This window comes from Kitasatospora sp. NPDC008050 (assembly GCF_042957465.1).
Taxonomy (GTDB): Bacteria; Actinomycetota; Actinomycetes; order Streptomycetales; family Streptomycetaceae; genus Kitasatospora.
The window spans coordinates 14,505-34,637 of sequence record NZ_JBIBIJ010000022.1 but is presented as its reverse complement, the minus strand read 5'-3'; the positions used below and the strand labels follow the sequence as shown (position 1 = coordinate 34,637).

Below are 20,133 nucleotides of genomic sequence, written 5' to 3'. Positions count from 1 at the left end.
AATACCGGCGGCCCGGGTCAGGCGGTGCGGGAGGACCGCACCTGGCCGAGCATCCGGTCCAACGCCCCCGGGATCGCGTCCACGCCGCCGGCCTTGGTCGGCGAGGTCCGGTAGCGGCCCTGGACCACCACGCTGGGCAGCTCGTCGACCTCGTACCGGGCCAGCTCACTCGGCGCCTGGTCGACCTCGCCGCGCACCTGCGCGGACTCGTAGGCCTGGGTGAACCGCCCGCGGTCCACCCCCTGCGTCTCGGCCCAGTCGGCGGCCGTCGCCTCGCTGGTCAGGTCACGGCCCTGGGCCACCACGGCGTCGAAGACGGCGCGCTGCAGGCGGTCCACCTCACCGAGCCGGTCCAGCGTGTAGTAGAGGCGGGCGTGCGCACGTTCGACCGTCTGGTCCGAGGTGCCGGGCCAGACGGCGGGCAGCCGGCGCAGCACCACGTCGGCGGGCTGCCGGGCCGCCCACTCCTCCAGCGGCGCTTCGAGCAGCTGGGAGTGCCGGCAGCCGTACCAGAAGACCTCCAGCACCTCGCGGCCCTTGGTCCCGTGCACCTCCTGCGGGTGGCGCAGGCTCACATACGGCTCGTTCGCTCGGCCCGTGCGGGTCGCGGCGGAGCCGCTCGGCGCGGTGCCGCCGAGCGCACAGGCGACGGAGACCAGCAGGACGAGGGCACGGGTGGCAGGCTTCATGCCCGACACCGTGTCAGCTCAGCACCATGCCAAGCCAGTTGGAACGCCGCAGTTCCCCCGATCGGGCGGTTTCGGCTACTCCGGGCGGGTCTCCGGCCGGGCCTTCGCCCCATCGGCGGCGGCCTCGAAGAAGCGCAGCAGCTCGATCGGGAACGGCAGCACCAGCGTGGAGTTCTTCTCCGCCGCCACCTCCACCACGGTCTGCAGCAGGCGCAACTGCATCGCGCCCGGCGTCTCGGCCATCCGGTCCGCCGCCTCGGCGAGCTTGGCGGCGGCCTGGAACTCGCCGTCCGCGGTGATGATCCGGGCCCGCCGCTCGCGGTCGGCCTCGGCCTGGCGGGCCATCGAGCGCTTCATCGAGTCGGGCAGCGCGACGTCCTTGATCTCCACCCGGTCGATGTGCACGCCCCAGCCGACCGCCGGGCTCTCCAGCATCAACTCCAGCCCACGATGCAGCTGTTCGCGCCCGGTGAGCAGATCGTCCAGCTCACTCTTGCCGATGACCGAGCGCAGCGAGGTCTGTGCGACCTGGAGCATCGCGAAGGAGTAGTTCTGCACGTCCACGGTGGCCCTCACCGGCTCGACCACCCGGAAGTAGAGCACCGCGTCCACCCGCACGGTGACGTTGTCCTTGGTGATCCCCTCCTGGGCCGGCACCGGCATGGTCACCACCTGCACGTTGACCTTGCGCATCCGGTCCACCACCGGCAACAGCAGCGCGAGCCCCGGCTCCCGCACGGCACTGCGCACCCGGCCGAGCCGGAACACCACCCCGCGCTCGTACTGCTGGACCACCCGGACGCTGGTGACCAGCCAGAGCAGCAACGCGACGACCAGCACGATGACGATCGGCATGTCTCGTCCCCCTCGTACGGCGCGACACCACGCCGGGCCAGTATGCGCCCGGGAACGGTCGCCGCACAGGGGGCGTGCAGCACCTTCGGGACGGCCAGGTCAGGGAATCCGGTCCCGGGTCGGGGACGGGGTGGGGGTGGGCGACTCGTCCGGCCAGACGCAGGGGGAGGTGACGGTGAGATGCAGCGGCACCACCCCGCTGTCCGCCTGGTCCATCGTCAGGTTGGTCGAGTCGTCCGGCGAGTGCATCTGGAGCGTGCCCGTCGTCGCGTAGACGAACCGGTAGTGCTTCGCCTCCAACGCCTTCCTGACGCCCGCGAAGACCGCCGGGCCCTGGTCGGGTGTGATCCCGATCAGGTCGTACCCCGCCCCGTACTCCACGGTGCCGTTCTCCTGGGCGTCGGGGTTGACGAGGCACGGCGACGAACCAGTCCCGAGGGCCCGCACCGTCTGCGGCTTCACCGGCAGCACGGCAATCACCTCCTGGGCCACGGCGGCATTGCGCTCCCGCGCCTGAGCTGCCGTCAACTTCGGTTTGGCCGGGCCTCCCTGGCCGCAGCCGCTCAGCACAGCCAACAGAGCCAGCCCGGCGAGCCCCCGAACACCCTTCCCCCGGCGGCTCACGGCTGACGTCCAGTCGCGATCTTCCCGAACGCGTCCCAGGCCGGCTTGTCCGGCCTCCAGTACGACGAGTGGTCCGAGTCTCCCGTCGGCAGGTGCTGCGCCCCGAAGTCGGAGTCCATCGGGTCCGAGCCGAAGGCGACTCCGGCGACGTACTCGATCGGGTCGTTCGAACCGCGCCCCACGAAGACCTGGGACGGGTCCAGGTGCAGCTCGCTCGGGCTGTAGACGCCGAGCCCCGGGCTCCCCACGAAGATCGCCCGGTCCACCGGCAGGCCCTTGTCCCGCATGGTGAACCCGACCGCGGTACTGCCGTAGCTGTGACCCATGATGGTGTTGAACGAGGGAGCACCCTCGTGGGTGGCACGCAGACCGGTCTCGAAGCTGTGCAGCCGGTCCTCCGCACCGAACGCGGGCCCGCCCGTCGATGCCTCGGGGAGGGTCTGCGGCGCGTCGTACCCGGACCAGGCGATGGTCGCGGTGGTTTTCAACGTGCCCTTGTCGGCCTTGGCCGCCGAGTTCTCCATCTCGTACGACTTGTCCATGTCCCCCGTGATCCCCGCCAGCCGGGCCGAGGTACCCGGCACGAAGGTCAGCACGTTGTCGGCGGTGTCGGGGTTGTTCATGGCGACGATCGCGTGGCCGTTGCCCTGGGTGTCGAAACCCATCAGGTAGGTGGGCGGGAAGTCCGGTCCCCGGGAGTTGTCGAGCCGGTTCTGGATGTCGTTGAGGCCCTTCAACTTGCCGGTCAGGTCGTCGTGCTCGGCCCGCCAGGCCACGTGCTGCATGGACTCCTGATCATTGCCCATGCCCACGCCGCTGTTGAGGAACGGCGGCTCGGGACCGAGCCCGTCCAACTCGGACTTCAGCTGCGCCTGGTTCTGCGCGAGCCGCAGCCGGTTCGCCTGGTCGCGGTCGACCGTCGGGATGCCGTCGCGGTTGCCGATCCGGTCGGGCTGGTTGTAGATCAGGTGGTGCCGCTCGGCCGGGGTGAGGCCCTGCCACCACGCGTTGACCGCCGCCGGGCTGGCACTGGCGTCGGGGATGTCCTCGCGGTGATTGGCGGTGTTCTGGTCGGCGGCCACCGTCGCGCTGTCCAGGCCGGTGCCGTTGGTGGCGTTGGCGATGAACTTCTGCAGGTGGTCGGAGATCAGCTTGTCGGCCTGCGCGGCCTCGGTCAGGGCCGCGGTGATGTCGTCGCCGACCTTCTTCGCGATGTCCTGGCGGGCGTCGACGCCGGTGACCGGATCGAGCTGCTTCTCCCACGACAGCCCCCCGTCCGCCGCGACCGTGATCTGGTGCGCCTGCGCCTCGTTCAGCGCGTTGACCAGGTCCGCCTGGGCCAGCTGGAACGAGCGCACCGCATCGTCCAGCACCCCCGAGACCAGGACCAGCTCGTCGTGGGCCGCCCGCAGCTTGCCGGTGTACGTGCTCAGGTCCGCGTTCACCTGAACCGCTGTGCTGCCGGACCAGTTGGAGTTGTGCAGGCGGGTGACCACCGAGCTCTGCCAGTCACCGATGTGCCCGTCGAAGGCGGTGGCCAGGGTCTCGTAGGCGGTCCTGGCCGTGGTCAGGTCGTCGAAGTCCGCGTTGCGCAGGGTGGCGATGTCCACGGCTCAGCCCCCGTTCGGCCGGGTCGTGAGCAGCACCGGGGTGCCCTGGCGCCCCGGCAGCCGGGTGCCGAACGGGTCCGGGCCCCCGGCGGGCGGCACGTACGGCACCCCCGAGGACACCACGGCCGCCTGGGTGGTCGGCCGGCCTGCGGCGTTCAGCGTGTCAGCCGCGGACTGGTCGGTGGTGCGGTAGTTCTGAGCCATCGTGATCAGCTTGCCGCCATAGCCGTCCATGTCCTTGGACAGACCGTCCAGCAGCGTCTTCCAGTCCGCGGTGCAGTCGTGCAGCGCGCTCGCCGTCGCCCAGCCCGACAGGCTGTGGGTGACCTGATCGGCCGGCCCCACCGGCTTGGCCGTCTCCCCCGGTATCTGCTCCGCTATCCGCTGGGCGCTCTGGCCGCATCCGGTCAGCTCGTCCGGATCGACCGAGAGCGAGGCACCGCCGTCCGGTTCGCGCATGATCCCCCCACGTCATGGTCGTGTCGCCGTCGATCGGCACTCTACGCGACCGGACGGACACTCGGACACGAGTGCGAGCGGTCGCGCACCCCGGCGAAGTCCGGCCGGTGCGTGCACGTCACATCTGATGAACCGTCAATTCTCGGTACCCGTTAGGCAGAGCGGGTGAATGCGGTTGGACCGCACCGCCCGGCCCCGGCGAGGATGGCGCCGTGAGCGGGGCCGGCCGTCGCCCCGCGTGAACCCTCCTGGAGTCAGAGCCGTGTTCAAGGGCTTCCGCAGCTTCCTGCTGCGCGGAAACGTGGTCGACCTGGCCGTCGGCATCGTCATCGGCGCGGCCTTCACCGCCGTCGTCACCGGCTTCGTCACGGCGTTCCTGACCCCGCTGATCGGGGTCGCGGCCGGAGCGGTCGGGGACTTCAGCAAGCAGAGCTTCACGGTCGCCGGCACGACGTTCCCGTACGGCGCCTTCCTGAACGCGCTGATCAGCTTTGCGCTGGTCAGCGCGGTGATCTACTTCGCCGTGGTGGTGCCGGTCGGGCGGCTGCAGGCGCGGCTGGAGAAGCCGAAGGCGGCCGAGCCGGCCAAGGTGGACTGCCCGCAGTGCCTGAGCCGGATTCCGGCCGCCGCCGTGCGCTGCGCTTTCTGCACCGCCGAGGTGGCCGAACTGCCCGGCTTCCCGGCCCAGGCGATGCAGCGCGGCTGATCAGACGCCAGTTCGGCAGCATGGCGCGGGCCTGCGGGTGCGTCGGCGTGAGCCCCCCGACCCGGGAGGCTCACGCGCCTCCGATGAGCAAGATTGACCGGAATGTGTCGGCGAAATGTCCGAACTCTGACTGTTTACCCCTTTTGCATTGGCGAAGGTTGCGTAAACACTCGAACTGCCACCCCTCCCAGGCTCCTCAGGGGCGCATTCTGGGCTTACGGTATGCCCCATGACCTCGCCCCGCTCCTACGACGGAGTCGGCTACTACCCTCCGTCCTTCTCGTCGGGCACGCCCATCTACGACAGCTTGGTCGCAGAGCGTGGAGTCCCCCAGATCGCGCCGATCAACGTGCCGGCCGCGCTCCCGCCGGCCCCCACCCCGGTGCCCGGCTACGGTTCGGCGATGGAGTCGACCAGCCTGCTCCCGGCCCTGCCGCCGGCCCGCCTCGCGCTCGGCCCCGGCCCCAGTTCCGGCTACCAGAGCGCGCAACCGGTTCCCGGCCACGGCGCCCAGCCGTACGTGCCCGGTCCTCGGATGCCCGGCGCGCCGATGCAGCCGGGCTACCCGCAGCCGTCCGCGCCGCAGGCCTGGGATCAGCAGCCCGGCGCCTTCCGGCCGAACGGACCGATGGCGCCCACGCCGGCCGCCCCGGTGCGACCGATGCCGCCCCAGCAGTTCTTCCAGCAGCCCGGCCAGCAGTTCCCGGGGCAGCCCCAGCCCGGCCAGCAGCCGCAGGGCTACGCGGGCCAGCAGCCGGCGGGTCAGCAGCCGTTCGGGCAGCCTCAGTTCGGGCAGCAGGGCCTGGGCCAGCCGCAGTTCGGGCAGCAGCCGCTGGGTCAGTCGCAGTTCGGCCAGTCCCAGTTCGGCCAGGCCCCGCAGCCGCCGCAGCCCAACCAGGGGCAGGCCTTCTGAGCGAAGGCAGACCGGTCGTTTCGACCGGGCGATAACCGAGGGGGATCGGTCATCCACGGGCCGCTGGGACCGCCGTTCGACGGCGGACCCGGCGGCCCGCGCGCATCCGCCGGGCGCCGGCGGCCACCGGTCCGGCCCGTGGCCGTGGCAGGCCCTGCGACCTGGCAGGATGGTCATATGCCACTCCTCACCGGCTTGCACCGCTACCCCGTGAAGTCGCTCTACCGACAGAGCCCCGAACACGCCGTGGTGGAACCGTGGGGGCTGCGCGGAGACCGCCGGTGGATGCTGGCCCGCCCGGGCGGCCTGGCCGTCACCCAGCGGGACCTCCCCCAACTCGCGCGCTACCGGGCGCAGCCACAGGAGGACGGCACGCTGTGGGTCACCTCCCCCGAGGGCGACCAGCTGCGGATAACCGTGCCCCGCACCGCCGATGGCGCCCGGGCCACCGAGGCCGACGTGTTCGGCACCAGGTTCGCCGCTCTGGAGGCCGACCCGAAGGCGCAGCTCTGGTTCGCCGAGCGGCTGGGCCCGCACGAGTTGGGCGAGATCCGCCTGCTGCACCTGGCGGACCCGCGGGCCCGCGCGATCGCACCCGACTTCAGCAACCCCGGTGAGAGCGTGAGCATGGCCGACGGCTTCCCGCTGCTGGCCGTCACCACCGCCTCGCTGGCCGCGCTCGGCGCGTGGCTGGTGGAGGGCGGCTCGCCGGCCCTGCCGGTGGAGCGGTTCCGGCCCAACCTGGTGATCGAGGGCACCGAGGCCTGGGAGGAGGACCGCTGGCGACGGGTCAGGGTCGGCGAGGTGACCTTCCGGGCGGTCAAGCTCTGCGGCCGCTGCGTGGTGACCACCACCGACCAGGAGACCGGCGAGCGGACGGGGGCCGAGCCGCTGCGCACCCTGGCCAAGCGCCGACGTTTCGAGAAGAAGTCCGCCTTCGGCGTCAACCTGATTCCCGAGCGCCCCGACCACCTGAGCGGCCACGAACTGGGCACCCTGCGCCTGGGCGACGAGGTGACCGTGCTGGCCCGCGGTGAACGGCTGCCGGCCGCTTGACGCGATCGTGGCCGCCCGGGACACGCTACGGTGTGGCAACGGTGCACCGGACGGCAAGGGCTTGTCTGACGCGGGCGACCGGGAGCACAGCACGACCAGCGGAAGGCGGACGACGGAGCGTCATGACTGAGCACAGGGTCCGGGTCACGCAGGACAGCGGCTCGCGCTGGCGGCGCCGCGCCGGGGAGTACCAGACGCTGGCCGAGGCGCTGGCCGCCGCCGAGCCCGGCGACACCGTCACTCTGCGGCCCGGCGTCTTCCGGGAGAACGTGCTGATCGACAAGGCGGTCACGGTGGTGCCCGCCGAGGGCCCCGGCACGGTGCGGCTCGACCCGTCCTCGGGCGTGGCGCTCACCGTCACCGCCGCCGCCACCGTGCGCGACCTGGTCATCGAGGGCTTCGACAGCTCCGCCGCCGCCGTGCTGATCACCGGCCCCGAGGCGGCGGCCACCCTGGTCGGCTGCCGGGTGGACACCCACTCCGCGGTCGGGATCGAGGTGACCGAGCGGGCCGCGGCCCGGCTGACCGGATGCACCGTCAACAACCCCGCCGGACTGGGCCTGCGGCTGCGCGGCGCGGCCACCGCGCAGATCGAGGAGTGCGAGGTCGCCGCGGCCGGGCAGGCCGGCCTGGCGGTCCTGGAGGGCGCCGAAGCCAGGCTGAACCGCTGCCGGCTGCACCACGCGGCGGGCGCCGGGGTGCTGCTCACCGACGCCGGCAGCCTGGCCGAGCTGACCGGGTGCGAGCTGTACGAGATCCGGGGCAGCGGGGTGCAGGCCGAGGCCAAGGCGGTGGGGCGGCTGACCGACTGCGCGGTGCACCGGGTGACCGGCAACGGCCTGACCCTGGACACCGAGGCCGAGCTGCACCTGGTGGAGTGCCGGCTGCACGAGCTGCCGGAGAACGCCGCCGACCTGCGCGGCCACTCCACCCTGACCCTGGAGCGCTGCACGGTACGGGCGTTCGGCCGCGGCGCGCTCTCGGTCTGGGACCCGGGCACCAGGGCCGAGGCCACCGGCTGCGTGATCGAGGACAGCACCGGCGACTACCCGGCGATCTGGGTCAGCGACGGCGCCCAGCTCACCCTGGCCGACTGCACCCTGCACGACCTGCCGGACGCGCTCTTCGTGCTGGACCGTGACTCCCGGGCCACCGTCACCGACACCTCGTTCAGCCGGATCCGCAGCTCCGCGATCTCGGTCAGCTCGGGCGCCACGGTGGCGCTGGAGCGCTGCCGGGTGCGCGAGGCGGGCACCGGCCTGTGGTTCCGCGACCACGGCAGCGGCGGTCTGTTGACGGAGTGCGAGATCGCCGAGGTGGCCACCGGGGTGATCGTCACCAAGGGGGCCGACCCGGTGCTGCGCGACTGCGTGGTGCGTGGCAGCGCGGAGGCGGCGGTCTACGTCTCGGCGCAGGGCAGGGGCAGCTTCGAGGACTGCCGGGCGGTGCAGGGCAAGGGCTTCGGCTTCCACGTGATCGACGGCTGCCGGACGGTGCTGACCCGCTGCCGGGCCGAGCAGAACGGCCGGGCCGGCTTCGAGTTCTCCGAGCCGGGCCCGGTGGTGGAGGCCTGCACCTCGGACGACGTACCCAGTGCCAAGGCGCCCGCCGAGACCGTCCCGGCGCCGCGCACCGCGCAGTTGACGGCGGGTCCGGCGCTGGTCGCCCCGCCGCAGATCGCGCCGATCCCGGACTGCCGCCCGCCCGACGAGGCGCTCGCCGAACTGGACGCGCTGATCGGGCTGGCCACCGTGAAGCAGGAGGTGCGCACCCTGATCGACCTGATCTCGGTGGGGCGCCGCCGCCAGCAGGCCGGGCTGAAGGCGCCCTCGCTCCGCCGGCACCTGGTCTTCACCGGCTCCCCCGGCACCGGCAAGACCACGGTGGCCCGGCTCTACGGCGAGATCCTGGCCTCGCTCGGGGTGCTTCAGCGCGGGCACCTGGTCGAGGTGGCCCGGGTGGACCTGGTGGGCGAGCACATCGGCTCCACCGCGATCCGCACCCAGGCGGCCTTCGAACAGGCCAGGGGCGGGGTGCTGTTCATCGACGAGGCGTACACGCTCTCCCCCGAGGACGGCGCCCGCGACTTCGGCCGGGAGGCGATCGACACCCTGGTGAAGCTGATGGAGGACCACCGGGACGCGGTGGTGGTGATCGTGGCCGGCTACACCGCCGAGATGGAGCGCTTCCTGAGCTCCAACCCCGGGGTCTCCTCACGGTTCTCCCGCACCATCACGTTCCCCGACTACACCGACTCCGAGCTGCTGGAGATCGCCCGCACCCAGTGCGCGGAGCACGAGTACCAGCTGGCCGAGGCGACCGCCGGCGCGCTGCTCGACCACTTCGCCACGCTGCACCGCGGGCCGTCCTTCGGCAACGGCCGCACCGCCCGGCAGGTCTTCGAGACCATGGTGGAGCGGCACGCGATGCGGGTCGCCCAGCTGCCGGACCCCTCCACCGAGGACCTCCAGCTCCTGGTGCCGGCCGATCTGCCGCTGCCCCGCGGGTGACCCCGGGGTGACCCGCGGCGGGCCGCCGCTCCCGTCCGGTTGAACTGACGTGGCAGGATAATCCCACTGAAGGACCACCGAGAGGCGGGACAGCGCACGTGGCCGACAACAGCAACCTGCTCGCCGAGCAGCGCCGGGCGCTGATCCTCGACGAGGTCCGGCGGCGCGGCGGCGTGCGGGTCAACGAGCTGACCCGGCGGCTGAACGTGTCGGACATGACGATCCGCCGCGACCTGGACGCGCTCGCCAAGCTCGGCGTGATCGAGAAGGTGCACGGCGGCGCGGTGCCGGTCGAGGAGGCCCGCACCCACGAGCCGGGCTTCGAGGCGAAGTCGGCGCTGGAGCTGTCCGCCAAGGAGGAGATCGCCCGGGCGGCGGCCGCCCTGGTGGCGCCCGGCAGCGCGATCGCGCTCTCCGGCGGCACCACCACCTTCGCGCTGGCCCAGCACCTCACGTCGGTCGGGCAGTTGACGGTGGTGACCAACTCGGTGCGGGTGGCCGACGTCTTCGAGCGGGCCCAGCGGCAGGGCGAGGCCGTGGGCACCACCGTGGTGCTGACCGGCGGGGTGCGCACCCCCTCGGACTCGCTGGTCGGCCCGGTGGCCGACCGGGCGATCCGCTCGCTCCACTTCGACCTGCTCTTCCTCGGCACCCACGGCCTCTCCCCGGAGGCGGGCCTGTCCACCCCGAACCTGGCCGAGGCGGAGACCAACCGGAACTTCGTGGCCTCCGCCCGCCGGGTGGTGGCGGTGGCCGACCACACCAAGTGGGGCGTGGTCGGCCTGTCGACCTTCGCCGAACTGGCCGAGGTGGACACCTGGGTGACCGACGCGGCGCTGCCCGCCGAGGCGGTCGAGGCGGCACGGGAGCACGTGCGCGAGCTGCTCCTCGCCCCGGCCTAGAACCTGTCCGGCAGCGCGTCAGACCAGGTCGATGCCGTAGTACTTCAGCTCCTCGTCCTGGTGGGTGAAGGTCAGGCCACAGGCCTCCATCACCCGCTGGGAGGGGAGGTTGTCGAGGTCGGTGTCGCCGACCAGGCGCTTGACGCCCCAGCCGGGCGCGGCGGCCAGGACGGCGCGCAGCGCCTCGCTCGCGTAGCCCTGGCCGCGCACCGACTCGGACAGGCCGTAGCCGACGGAGACGGTGCCGTGCTCGTCGGGCGCGCCGTGGAAACCGAGGCCGCCGATCGCCGCACCGTCCGAGCGCCGGCGGATCTCCCAGCCGCCGAACGGCTGGCGGGCTCCGTTGTTCGCGGCGTTCTTGGCGAACATGCCGGCGCCGACCCGCTCGCCCTCGCTCGGGTAGTCAGCGGCCCAGTTGTCACCGGGCTGCGCCTGGCCCGCCGCCACCCGCTCGGCCTCGGCGAGGGTGAAGGGGTGCAGGATCAGACGTTCGGTCAGCAAATCGTTCATGCCCGGTGAATATCACACCGGGTCCCGCTCCGACCAGGGGTTTCCCGCCAGGAACGCGTCCAGCGCACGCTGGTAGGGGGCGATGTCCAGCCCTTGCGCGGCCAGCCAGGAGTCCGCGTAGTACTTGTCCAGGTAGCGGTCGCCCGGGTCGCAGATCAGCGTGACCACGCTGCCGCGCTCGCCGCGCTCGCGCATCTCGGCCACGATCCGCAGCGCGCTCCACAGCCCGGTCCCGCTGGAGGCGCCGGCCCGCTTGCCGAGCACCCGCTCCAGCACCCGGATCCCCGCGATCGACGCGGCGTCGGGAACCTTCATCATCCGGTCGATCGCGCCGGGCACGAAGCTGGGCTCCATCCGCTGCCGGCCGATCCCCTCGATCCGCGAGCCGCTCTCGCAGGTGGCGTCGGCGTCGTGGTTGAGCCAGCCGTCGAAGAAGCAGGAGTTCTCCGGGTCGGCGACGCAGATCCGGGTGTCGTACTGCTGGTAGCGCACGTACCGGGCGATGGTCGCGGAGGTGCCGCCGGTACCGGCGGTGGCCACGATCCAGGCCGGCTCGGGGTGCGGCTCCAGCCGCAGCTGGGCGAAGACCGACTCGGCGATGTTGTTGTTGCCGCGCCAGTCGGTGGCCCGCTCGGCGTAGGTGAACTGGTCCATGTAGTGGCCGCCGGTCTCGGTGGCGAGCCGGGCGGAGACCTCGTAGACCTCGCTCGGGTCGTCCACCAGGTGGCAGCTGCCGCCGTGCAGCTCGATCAGGTCGATCTTGGCCTGACTGGTGGTCCTGGCCATCACCGCGATGAACGGCACGCCGATCAGCTTGGCGAAGTAGGCCTCGGAGACGGCGGTGGAGCCGCTGGAGGCCTCGATCACCGGCTTGCCCGGCCGGATCCAGCCGTTGCACAGCCCGTAGAGGAAGAGCGAGCGGGCCAGCCGGTGCTTGAGGCTGCCGGTGGGATGGGTGGACTCGTCCTTGAGGTAGAGGTCGATGCCCCACTCCGGCGGCAGCGGGAAGCGCAGCAGGTGCGTGTCGGCGGAGCGGTTGGCGTCGGCCTGGACCCGGCGGACCGCCTCCTTGAGCCAGCCGCGGTAGCCGGCGTCGGAGCGGTCCACGTCCACGGTGCTGGTGAATGTCACTGCCATGGATTGATTGTAACGGAAAGTAATCGTTTTGAGAGGTGTAGGTTCCGCTTATCGGGCCTCCGGGGGGGCGGCCCCGGGGCCCGATGAGCGCTTCTCTCAGGCGCCGTCGGACTTGGAGTCGCCCGGCCCGCGCTCGATCAGCACCGCCCGCCGGGCGCGGTACTCGTCCTCGTCGATCTCACCGCGCGCGTAGCGCTCACCGAGCACGGCCAGCGGCGACTGCAGGTGCCCGGCGGGGCCGAACCGGCCACCGGAACCGAAGGGGCCGACCTGGCCGCCGTAGCAGCCGCGCCGCCAGACGGTGCGACGCAGCGTCACGAAGACCAGCACCAGGAAGGCCAGCCAGAGCAGTGGGAAGATCAGGAACCACGGGCCCGCGTGCCGGTGGTCACCGGCCAGCAGACCGGTCGCGTAGGTGTGCATCAGGATCCATCTCCTCGGGTGCGGCCCGGGCGTCACCGGGTCCGTCCCTGTGAGCGTCCCGCGTGGCAGGCGCCGGCGCGTCGTGCCGGCGGCGGCACCCTGGCTGCCGCCCGTGGAGTAGGCGGCGGCCCGGCGACTACTCCACGGCTCCGGCCGGCCGGGCACGCGGCGCGGCCGCCGGCCCCAGGTGGAGGACCGGCGGCCGCGCGGTGTGCAGGACTCAGTGCCAGGTCCAACTCTGGTTGTCCCAGCCGTTGCAGGCCCACAGCTGCACCTTGGCCCCGTTGTTGCCGATGGTGTTGAGGTCGCCGTCCAGGCACTGGCCCTTGTCCGCGTTGACCAGCGTGCCGCCGCCCCAGGCCCAGGTCTGGTTCGGCCAGCCGTTGCAAGCCCAGAGCTGGACCTTGGCGCCGTTGTTGCCGATGGTGTTGGTGTCACCGTCGAGACACTGCCAGCCGTGGCCGTTCTGGATGGTGTAGTAGCCGGCCGGCTGGTTCGGCGCGGGGGTCCAGTACCAACTCTGGTTGTCCCAGCCGTTGCAGTCCCACAGCTGCACCTTGGCGCCGTTGTTGCCGATGGTGTTGGTGTCACCGTCCAGGCACTTGCCGCCGTGATTGTTGGTGAACGCGGTGGTGTGGTAAGTGACGTTGGCGGCCACCGCGCTGTCCGGTCGCGCGGAGCCGATGCCCGGGAGCTGGTCGGGCGAACTGATCTCGATGACCTGCTTGCCCGCTGCCGGGCCGGCCTCGCGAGGAGCGGCGGCGTGGGCGGTGGTGCCGAGCGCGAGAATGCTCGTGCCGACGGTGAGCGCGAGCATGAACCGGTTCATACGCATGTGCTGTCCTCGGATTCGTCGCAGGTCTTGCTCTGTATGCGTCATTACAGAGAATGCGACGAGGTCCGGGCAAGGGGTTCAAAAATAGAGTGACAGTAGGAAGAAGGGAGGTCAGCACACAATCAAGCCATGCTGTGGTTTTCTGAGATTCAGTCAGAATGACAAATCCGTATCAGCCATCGGCCACCAGCTGAGGGTCCGCCAGATACGGCCCCCAGGCCAGCTCCCCGGCCCCCACCAGCCCCGCCGCCCGCAACGCCGAGGCCACGATCGGGACCTGGTCACACCTCCCCCACAGGCTGTGCCGGGTGACCGTCGCCGGGAGCCGCTCGGGGGCGGCGGCCAGCAGGTCGCCGTGCAGGCCACCGAGCACGATCCGGTCGGGGTTGAGGATGTTGGCCAGCCCGGCCAGTCCCAGGGCGAGCCGGTCCACCACCTTGTCCACGGCCGCGCGGGCCACCGGGTCGTGCGCGGCCGCCCGCGCCAGCTCCTGGGCCTGGTCGAGCAGCGGACGGTCCGGATCCGGGGTGCGGCCGGCGGCGGCGAGCAGCGCCTGGGGGTCGGCCTCCACATTGAGGCAGCCCCGGTTGCCGCAGGGGCACGGGCGGCCCTGCGGATCCACCGTCAGATGGCCGACCTCCAGCGCGAGTCCGGCGCTGCCGGTGTGCAGACGGCCGTCCACCACCAGCGCGCCGCCGACGCCCAGGTGGCCGGAGGTGACCAGCAGCAGGTGGCGGGCGTCGCGCCCGGCGCCGTGGCGGTGCTCGGCGAGGGCGACGAGGTTGGCGTCGTTGCCGACCGCGGTGGGCAGCGGGTGGCGGGCCGAGGGGCCGAAGTCCTGGGCGGCCATCGCGTCGGCGAACAGCTCCGCCGCCGGGGTGTCGCCGGGCCAGCCGAAGATCAGCGCGGCCGGCGCGGTGCCCTGCGGCTCGCGTACCGGGTTGGGCAGCGCCAGGGCGGCGCCCAGGCAGCGGCGGCGGTCGGCGCGGACCAGGGCGGCGCCGGCGGCGGCAATCGCGGTCAGCAGCGTGGCCGGGTCGGTGCGGTCGGGCACCGGGTGGTGCACCCGCTCGCCCAGCGCGCCGCCCAGACCGACCAGCGCGACCGACAGACGGTCGGCGTGCAGCTGGGCGGCCAGCACCACCGGACCGTCGGTGGCCGGGCCCAGCCGGTGCGAGGGACGGCCGCGGCTGCTGCCGATCGGGTGCTGGTCGACGGTGACCAGGCCGAGCGCGGCCAGTTCGCCGGCGACGGCACCGGCCGTGGCCCGGGTGACCCCCAGGGTGGCGGTCAGCGCGGAGCGGGTGGGGGCGCGGCCGGTGTGGATGAGCTCCAGGGCCGGGCCGAGCAGGCTGCGGCCCCGGTCGGGGGCGCGGCGGTGGGCGGGTTCGCCGAGTGTTGTCGGAGTGTGCGGCACTCCTCTATTCTGACTTTGTGCCGCTCCTAAACAAAATACGCCGCTCCACCCCCGCACCCGGCCCCACTGCCTCCCTCATCGCCGCCGCCTCCCCAGCCGACCGACCGACCGGCGCCTGGTCCCCCGCCCGGCTGGCACTCACCGCGTTCTTCGCCGTCGACGGCTTCCTCTTCGCCGCCTGGGTGGTCCGGATCCCCGACATCCGCGCCCAGGTGCACGCCTCGCACACCGCCCTCGGCCTCGCGCTGCTCTGCCTGTCGGCCGGGGCGGTGGCCACCATGCCGCTGATCGGCCGGCTCTGCCTGCGCTTCGGCAGCCGCCCGGTCACCGTGCTCGCCCTCACCGTGCTGAGCGCAGCGGTGCTGCTGCCCTCGCACGCGCACTCGGTGCTCACCCTGGGCGCGGCGCTGCTGCTCTTCGGCGCGGGCTACGGCGCGGCCAACGTCGCGATGAACAGCGCCGCCGTCGAGCTGGTCAGCGAGCTGCGGCGCCCCGTCATGCCCAGCTTCCACGCCGGTTACAGCCTGGGCGGCCTGCTCGGCGCGGCCATCGGCGGGCTGCTGGCCGGGCAGCTGACGGCGAGTTGGGCGCTGGCCTGCAGCGGGGCGCTCGGGGTGCTGGTCACCGCCGGCGCGGGCGTGGTGCTGCTGCGGGAGGCGCCGAGCGCCCCGGTCCGGATCGCCGACCGGACCACCGGCCGGCCGGACAACCGGGCCGCCGACCGAGCCGCCGACCGAGCCGGGGCCGCGCCGGGCAGTCGCCTGCTGCCGCACGCCCGGCTGCTGGTCCTGCTGGTCGGCTGCACCGCGATGTGCAGCTCCTACGGCGAGGGCTCGCTGGCCGACTGGGCCACCCTGCACCTGACCGACGACGTGCACGCGAGCGCCGCGCTGGCCGCCTTCGGGTACGCCGCCTATGCCTTCGCGATGACCGCCGGGCGGCTGGCCGGAACCTGGCTGGCGATCAGGTTCGGCCCCGCTCGGCTGATGACCGCGGGCGGGCTGACCGCCGGCGCCGGGATGCTGATCGCCGCGCTGGTCCCCTCCGTGCCCGCGGTGCTGGGCGGCTTCGTGCTGGTCGGGCTGGGCCTGTCCAACCTGTTCCCGCTCGCCATCGCCAAGGCCGGCGAGACCGGTGGGCCGCAAGGGGTGGCCACCGCCTCCACGCTGGGCTACGCGGGCATGCTGATCGGCCCGCCGGTGATCGGCTTCCTGGCCGACGCGGCGAGCCTGCCGATCGCGCTCACCACGGTCGCGGCCACCAGCGCCGGGGCGGCCGCCCTCGCCCTGGTGGTGCACCGCCCCGGCCGGGTGAGGCCGGGTACGCTGCCCGGATGACCATCCAGCAGCTGCCCGCCGCCGCCCGCACCCCCAGCCCCTGGCGCAACGGCGCCGGAGTCACCCGCGAGGTGGCGGCCGACCCGGCGGGCGACTGGCGGGTGAGCCTGGCACTGGTGGCGGCGGACGGCGCGTTCTCGCTCTTCCCGGAGTTCGACCGGGTGCTGACGGTGGTCGACGGCCCCGGCCTCGAACTGACGGTGGGCGAGGCGGCAGCGGTCACCATCGCCCCGCTGCGCCCCTTCGCCTTCTCCGGTGCGCTGCCCACCACGGCCCGCCTGCTGGGCGGCCCGGTGACCGCGCTCAACCTGATGACCCGCCGGCCCGGCGCCACCGTCACCCTGACCCCGGGCGGCGAGGAGCTGCGTCCCGCGCCGGGCACCGCGGTGCTGGCCCTGACCCTGGCCGGCCAGGACGCGGTGCTGGTGGAGCACCCTTCGACGGCGCCCGGACCGAACGGTCCCGGTGTGCTGATCACCCTCTGACCGGCCGCTAGGCCCTAGGGCAATCCCCCGGGCCGGCGGGCCATGAAGACGTCGACCTCGTCCGCGTGCTCCTCCGTGAAGCCGAAGCGCTCGTAGAGCCGGCGGGCCGGGCTGCCCTGGAGCACGTTGAGCCGTACCGTCCAGCCCTGCGCGTCCGCCCGCCCGAGCAGGGTGCGCAGCACGGCGCTGCCCAGGCCGCGGCCCTGGACGGCCGGGTCCAGGTAGAAGTGCTCCAGCCAGTGGCCGTCCGCCGCCGGGCGCAGCGCCACGCAGCCGGCGAAGGCGCCGGCGGCCAGGATCACCGAGGTGTGCGCGGGCTCGAAGGCGTCCCGCAGGCGGCGGCGGACCCGCTCGGGGTCGTAGCGGCCCAGGCGCTCCAGATCGGCGCGCATCACCAGGACGCGCAGTTCGACGAGTGGTTCGAGGTCGGCGGCGGTGGCCGGACGCAGGTCCGCGGCCACCGGGTCAGGCTCCGTCATCGGTTTCGGCCTCCGGCTTCAGGGGGGTCGTCAGCTCTCCGTCGGCGGGCGCAGGTCCCAGCCCACCAGCGCCCGCAGCTGCTCGGCGGTCACGCCGTCCGGCAGTGGCTGCGGCGGGTCGTTGCGGAACGGCGGCTGCCAGCCCTCCACCTCGCTGAAGCTGCGCACCACGCGGGCGGGCGCGCCGGCCACCACGCTGTGGTCGGGCACCTCGCCGCGCACCACCGAGCCGGCCGCGACCACCACGTTGCGTCCCAGCCGGGCCCCTGGCAGGATCACCGCGCCGGTGCCGATCCAGCTGCCCGAGCCGATCTCCACCGGCTCGTTGCGCGGCCACTGCTTGCCGATCGGCAGCGTGGTGTCGCGGTACTCGTGGGCCTGGTCGCTGATGTAGACGTTCGGTCCGGTCCACACGTCGTCGCCGAGCACGATCGACTGGTGCCCGACCAGGTGGCTGCCCCGGCCGATCACGCAGCCGCCACCGATGGTGATCACCGGCTCGGGGCCGAGGTCGAGCCCGGGCAGGAAGCCCGCCGACATGGTGACCTGCTCGCCGATGATGCAGAACGGCCCGATCGCGATCGACTGCTCGTTGAAGACGGTGCCGAGCGGAAAGGCCAGCTTGCTGCCGTCCCCGAGGGTGTGGAACCGGTAGGGCCCCGGGTTCTGGTTGGAGACCGCCCCGCACTCCCGCACCCAGCGCCAGCCCTGGTGCACGGCCCGCCCGGCGGCGCGGCGGGCCCGGGAGCGGACGGAGGCGAGCAGGGCGGCGGCGTTCGGCATGCGCACACCGTAGCCGCCGCCCACCGGCCGCGGACCGCCGGGGCGATCAAGCTCACACGGACCGGACGGGTGCTACGACGCGTCGACCGCCCACGGCGCCGGACGGCGCTCCAGGAAGGCCTTCATGCCCTGCTGCGCCTCGGCGGAGCCGAACAGCCGGGCGGACTGCTCGACCCGGGCGTCCGCGTCCTGCTCGAAGGAGCGCACCACCTCGGCGTTGACCAGCCGCTTGGACTCCGCGAGCCCCTGCGGGGAGGCCAGCCGCAGCGCCGCCAGCACCTCGGCCAGCGCCTTGGCGGCCTCGTCGACCTCGGCGGCGGCCACCGTGACCAGGCCGATCCGGGCCGCCTCGACGGCGTCGAAGGTCTCGCCGGTCAGGTAGTAGCGGGCGGCCGCCCGCGGCTCCAGCTTGGGGCGCAGCGGCAGCGAGATGACGGCGGGGGCGAGCCCGAGGCGCACCTCGGTGAAGGCGAAGGTGGTCGCGGGGCCGGCGATCACGAGGTCCGCGGCACCGAGCAGGCCCAGGCCGCCCGCCCTGACGTGGCCGTTGACGTAGGCGATCACCGGCTTGGGGCAGTCCACGATGGCCCGCTGGATGTCCACCAGCCCGCGCGGACCGACGGTGGGGTCGGCGCCGGTGGCCTCGGACAGGTCCGCGCCCGCGCAGAACACCGTGCCGGTGTGGCCGAGCACCACGGCCCGCACCGCCGGGTCGGCGGCGGCCTGCTCCAGCCCCTGCGACAGCTCGGCCATCAGCCGGGTGGACAGGGCGTTGCGGTTGTGCGGGGAGTCGAGCTCCAGGGTGGTGACGGCACCGGCCGTGCTGACGCGGACGAAGGGTGCTGCGCTGGTCATCGGGTGGGACCTGCTTTCCGGTATCCGACAGGCGAGCTGAGGGTGGGTCGCTCGGCTGGGAAGACTCTGGCACGCCGGGCCCCGGACGGACCAGACCCGACCCGCCCGCGGTCCGCCCCGCTCGGTCGGGCCACTCGGTGGGGTCGCTCAGTGGGTTCGCTCGGTGGGATCGCTCAGTGGGTTCGCTCAGTGGGGTCGGCTCGGTGGGCTGCTCCGCCGCTGCGGGCGGGTGCCGGGTCTCACCCCGCGACGCGCTGCGCCCAGCGGGTGACCGGCCCCATCGCCGCCCCCGCGGCGGCGAAGAGCGCACCGAACGCGAGCCAGCCGAGCAGCCCGTGGCCGATCACGCCCAGGGTGATCAGCGCGGGCCCGGCCATCATGGCGGCGGCCATGCCGGCGTTGAAGACGCCCTGGTAGGCGCCGGCCGCGCGGTCCCCCGCCAGGTCGTAGCTGAGCGCCCAGCCGCCGGCCTGGGTGAGCACCTCGCCGCCGCCCTCGATCACCACGCCGAGCACCAGCACCGCCGAGGCGAGCACCGCCGGCAGCCCGTGGGCCAGCCCGACCACCGCGCAGCCCGCGCCCAGCAGCAGCCCGCCGCGCAGGCAGGCCCGGGCCGCCAGTCGCGGCTGCTCGGTGCCCTTGGTGGCCCGGACCTGGAAGAGCACCACCAGCACGGTGTTGACGATCATGATGGCGGCGACCAGGAAGCGCGGCGCGTGGGTGTCGCGCACGATCCACAGCGGGATCCCGATCTCCAGCATCGCGAACTGCAGGGTGAGCACGGCGTTCAGGCCGGTGATGGCGAGGAACGGCAGGTCGCGCAGGGCGGGGTTGCGGCGCTCGGCCCTGGGTGCGGCAGCGGCCTCGTCGGCCGCGGCCGTGGCGGCGGCCGAGCGCCCGGGCAGCCGCCGCAGGACGAGTGCCACCAGCGCGAAGCTGGCCGCGTCGGCGAGCACCGTCGCCTGGTAGGCGGCCCGGCTGTCGAGCTGCAGCGTGATGCCGGCCAGCACCGAGCCCAGGCCCATCGCCACGTTGGTGACCGCCCGCAGGTAGGCGCGCCCGGCCACCCGCTGGTCGGGGGTCAGCACCTCGGCGTAGAGCGCGCTGCGGGTGGTGGTGGCGCCACGGTCGACCGCGGTCACGACGCAGGCGAGCAGCGCGAAGGCGGCCAGGCCGTGCACCAGGGTGTAGCCGACGGTCCCCACCGCCTCGGCGGCCAGCAGCGTGATCAGCACCCGCTTGCTGCCCCAGCGGTCCGCGGCCCGCCCGGCCGGGATGCTGGCCGCCACCCCGCACAGCCCGGCCGCCGTGAGCACCACGCCGACCTCGCCGACGCCGTAGCCCAGGATCCGGGTGAAGTAGAGCGCGCTGACCGTGTAGAACAGGCCGTTGCCGAACGCGTTGACCAGCGTGGTCCAGGTCAGCAGCCGCATGACCGGATCGCTCGGCAACAGGTGGCCGCGGGGCCGGATGGTACTCGGCGGCGTGGCGGCCGCGGTCGTCGTCGTCATGACGCGATCTCAGCCCACGGCCCGTACTGTTCGGTAT

At 73.2% G+C, this 20,133-nt stretch carries 21 protein-coding genes; 7 read left to right on the top strand and 14 right to left on the bottom strand.

Annotated elements, in window-relative coordinates:
• Positions 1–17 precede the first annotated feature (17 nt).
• The 5 genes from ACFZB9_RS31750 to ACFZB9_RS31730 form a co-directional block, all read right to left on the bottom strand.
• A complete protein-coding gene (locus tag ACFZB9_RS31750; protein ID WP_391452976.1) occupies positions 18–689 on the bottom strand; it encodes a thiol:disulfide interchange protein DsbA/DsbL in 672 nt (223 codons plus the stop codon).
• A gap of 75 nt (positions 690–764) precedes the next feature.
• Positions 765–1,544: a slipin family protein gene (locus ACFZB9_RS31745; protein WP_391452974.1), complete on the bottom strand. Its 780-nt coding sequence runs from the start codon at positions 1,542–1,544 to the stop codon at positions 765–767.
• Between the two features lie 99 nt (positions 1,545–1,643).
• Positions 1,644–2,072 (bottom strand): hypothetical protein, encoded by a 429-nt coding sequence (locus ACFZB9_RS31740; RefSeq protein WP_391452972.1) that lies wholly within the window; start codon positions 2,070–2,072, stop codon positions 1,644–1,646.
• 92 nt (positions 2,073–2,164) lie between these two features.
• Positions 2,165–3,778, bottom strand: a complete 1,614-nt coding sequence (locus tag ACFZB9_RS31735; RefSeq protein ID WP_391452971.1) for an alpha/beta hydrolase — start codon at positions 3,776–3,778, stop codon at positions 2,165–2,167.
• A 3-nt stretch (positions 3,779–3,781) separates the two neighbouring features.
• Positions 3,782–4,237, bottom strand: a complete 456-nt coding sequence (locus ACFZB9_RS31730) for a WXG100 family type VII secretion target (protein WP_391452970.1) — start codon at positions 4,235–4,237, stop codon at positions 3,782–3,784.
• Positions 4,238–4,499: 262 nt separating this feature from the next.
• Between ACFZB9_RS31730 and mscL the strand changes: the two genes are divergently transcribed.
• From mscL to ACFZB9_RS31705, 5 genes are all read left to right on the top strand, one after another.
• Positions 4,500–4,943, top strand: a complete 444-nt coding sequence (gene mscL, locus ACFZB9_RS31725) for a large conductance mechanosensitive channel protein MscL (RefSeq protein WP_391452968.1) — start codon at positions 4,500–4,502, stop codon at positions 4,941–4,943.
• Between the two features lie 229 nt (positions 4,944–5,172).
• Positions 5,173–5,856, top strand: coding sequence for a DUF6643 family protein (locus tag ACFZB9_RS31720; RefSeq protein WP_391452966.1), 684 nt, complete (start codon positions 5,173–5,175; stop codon positions 5,854–5,856).
• A 177-nt stretch (positions 5,857–6,033) separates the two neighbouring features.
• Positions 6,034–6,912 (top strand): MOSC domain-containing protein, encoded by an 879-nt coding sequence (locus tag ACFZB9_RS31715; protein ID WP_391452964.1) that lies wholly within the window; start codon positions 6,034–6,036, stop codon positions 6,910–6,912.
• Between the two features lie 122 nt (positions 6,913–7,034).
• Positions 7,035–9,422, top strand: coding sequence for a right-handed parallel beta-helix repeat-containing protein (locus ACFZB9_RS31710; RefSeq protein ID WP_391452962.1), 2,388 nt, complete (start codon positions 7,035–7,037; stop codon positions 9,420–9,422).
• A gap of 98 nt (positions 9,423–9,520) precedes the next feature.
• Positions 9,521–10,324: a DeoR/GlpR family DNA-binding transcription regulator gene (locus tag ACFZB9_RS31705; RefSeq protein WP_391452961.1), complete on the top strand. Its 804-nt coding sequence runs from the start codon at positions 9,521–9,523 to the stop codon at positions 10,322–10,324.
• 18 nt (positions 10,325–10,342) lie between these two features.
• Here ACFZB9_RS31705 and ACFZB9_RS31700 read toward each other — a convergent pair whose 3' ends face one another.
• From ACFZB9_RS31700 to ACFZB9_RS31680, 5 genes are all read right to left on the bottom strand, one after another.
• A complete protein-coding gene (locus ACFZB9_RS31700) occupies positions 10,343–10,834 on the bottom strand; it encodes a GNAT family N-acetyltransferase (protein WP_391452959.1) in 492 nt (163 codons plus the stop codon).
• A 12-nt stretch (positions 10,835–10,846) separates the two neighbouring features.
• Positions 10,847–11,971: a PLP-dependent cysteine synthase family protein gene (locus ACFZB9_RS31695; protein ID WP_391452957.1), complete on the bottom strand. Its 1,125-nt coding sequence runs from the start codon at positions 11,969–11,971 to the stop codon at positions 10,847–10,849.
• Positions 11,972–12,067: 96 nt separating this feature from the next.
• Positions 12,068–12,394 (bottom strand): SHOCT domain-containing protein, encoded by a 327-nt coding sequence (locus tag ACFZB9_RS31690; RefSeq protein ID WP_391452956.1) that lies wholly within the window; start codon positions 12,392–12,394, stop codon positions 12,068–12,070.
• Between the two features lie 220 nt (positions 12,395–12,614).
• Positions 12,615–13,229 carry an RICIN domain-containing protein gene (locus ACFZB9_RS31685; protein WP_391452954.1) on the bottom strand — a complete coding sequence of 205 codons (615 nt, stop codon included), beginning with the start codon at positions 13,227–13,229 and terminating at the stop codon, positions 12,615–12,617.
• A gap of 172 nt (positions 13,230–13,401) precedes the next feature.
• A complete protein-coding gene (locus tag ACFZB9_RS31680; protein ID WP_391452953.1) occupies positions 13,402–14,646 on the bottom strand; it encodes an ROK family protein in 1,245 nt (414 codons plus the stop codon).
• 17 nt (positions 14,647–14,663) lie between these two features.
• On the opposite strand from ACFZB9_RS31680, the gene ACFZB9_RS31675 reads away from it, so the two are divergent.
• Together ACFZB9_RS31675 and ACFZB9_RS31670 are read left to right on the top strand one after the other, a co-directional pair.
• Positions 14,664–15,983, top strand: coding sequence for an MFS transporter (locus tag ACFZB9_RS31675; RefSeq protein WP_391452951.1), 1,320 nt, complete (start codon positions 14,664–14,666; stop codon positions 15,981–15,983).
• Positions 15,980–16,468, top strand: a complete 489-nt coding sequence (locus ACFZB9_RS31670; protein ID WP_391452949.1) for a HutD family protein — start codon at positions 15,980–15,982, stop codon at positions 16,466–16,468. The genes ACFZB9_RS31675 and ACFZB9_RS31670 overlap by 4 nt, the downstream gene beginning before the upstream one ends.
• Before the next feature lie 14 nt (positions 16,469–16,482).
• On the opposite strand, the gene ACFZB9_RS31665 is transcribed toward ACFZB9_RS31670, so the two are convergent.
• The 4 genes from ACFZB9_RS31665 to ACFZB9_RS31650 form a co-directional block, all read right to left on the bottom strand.
• Positions 16,483–16,947 (bottom strand): GNAT family N-acetyltransferase, encoded by a 465-nt coding sequence (locus tag ACFZB9_RS31665; protein ID WP_391452948.1) that lies wholly within the window; start codon positions 16,945–16,947, stop codon positions 16,483–16,485.
• Positions 16,948–16,977: 30 nt separating this feature from the next.
• Positions 16,978–17,730 carry an acyltransferase gene (locus ACFZB9_RS31660; protein ID WP_391452946.1) on the bottom strand — a complete coding sequence of 251 codons (753 nt, stop codon included), beginning with the start codon at positions 17,728–17,730 and terminating at the stop codon, positions 16,978–16,980.
• 72 nt (positions 17,731–17,802) lie between these two features.
• Positions 17,803–18,585: an enoyl-CoA hydratase family protein gene (locus ACFZB9_RS31655; protein ID WP_391452945.1), complete on the bottom strand. Its 783-nt coding sequence runs from the start codon at positions 18,583–18,585 to the stop codon at positions 17,803–17,805.
• A 239-nt stretch (positions 18,586–18,824) separates the two neighbouring features.
• A complete protein-coding gene (locus tag ACFZB9_RS31650; protein ID WP_391452943.1) occupies positions 18,825–20,096 on the bottom strand; it encodes an MFS transporter in 1,272 nt (423 codons plus the stop codon).
• Positions 20,097–20,133 lie beyond the last annotated feature (37 nt).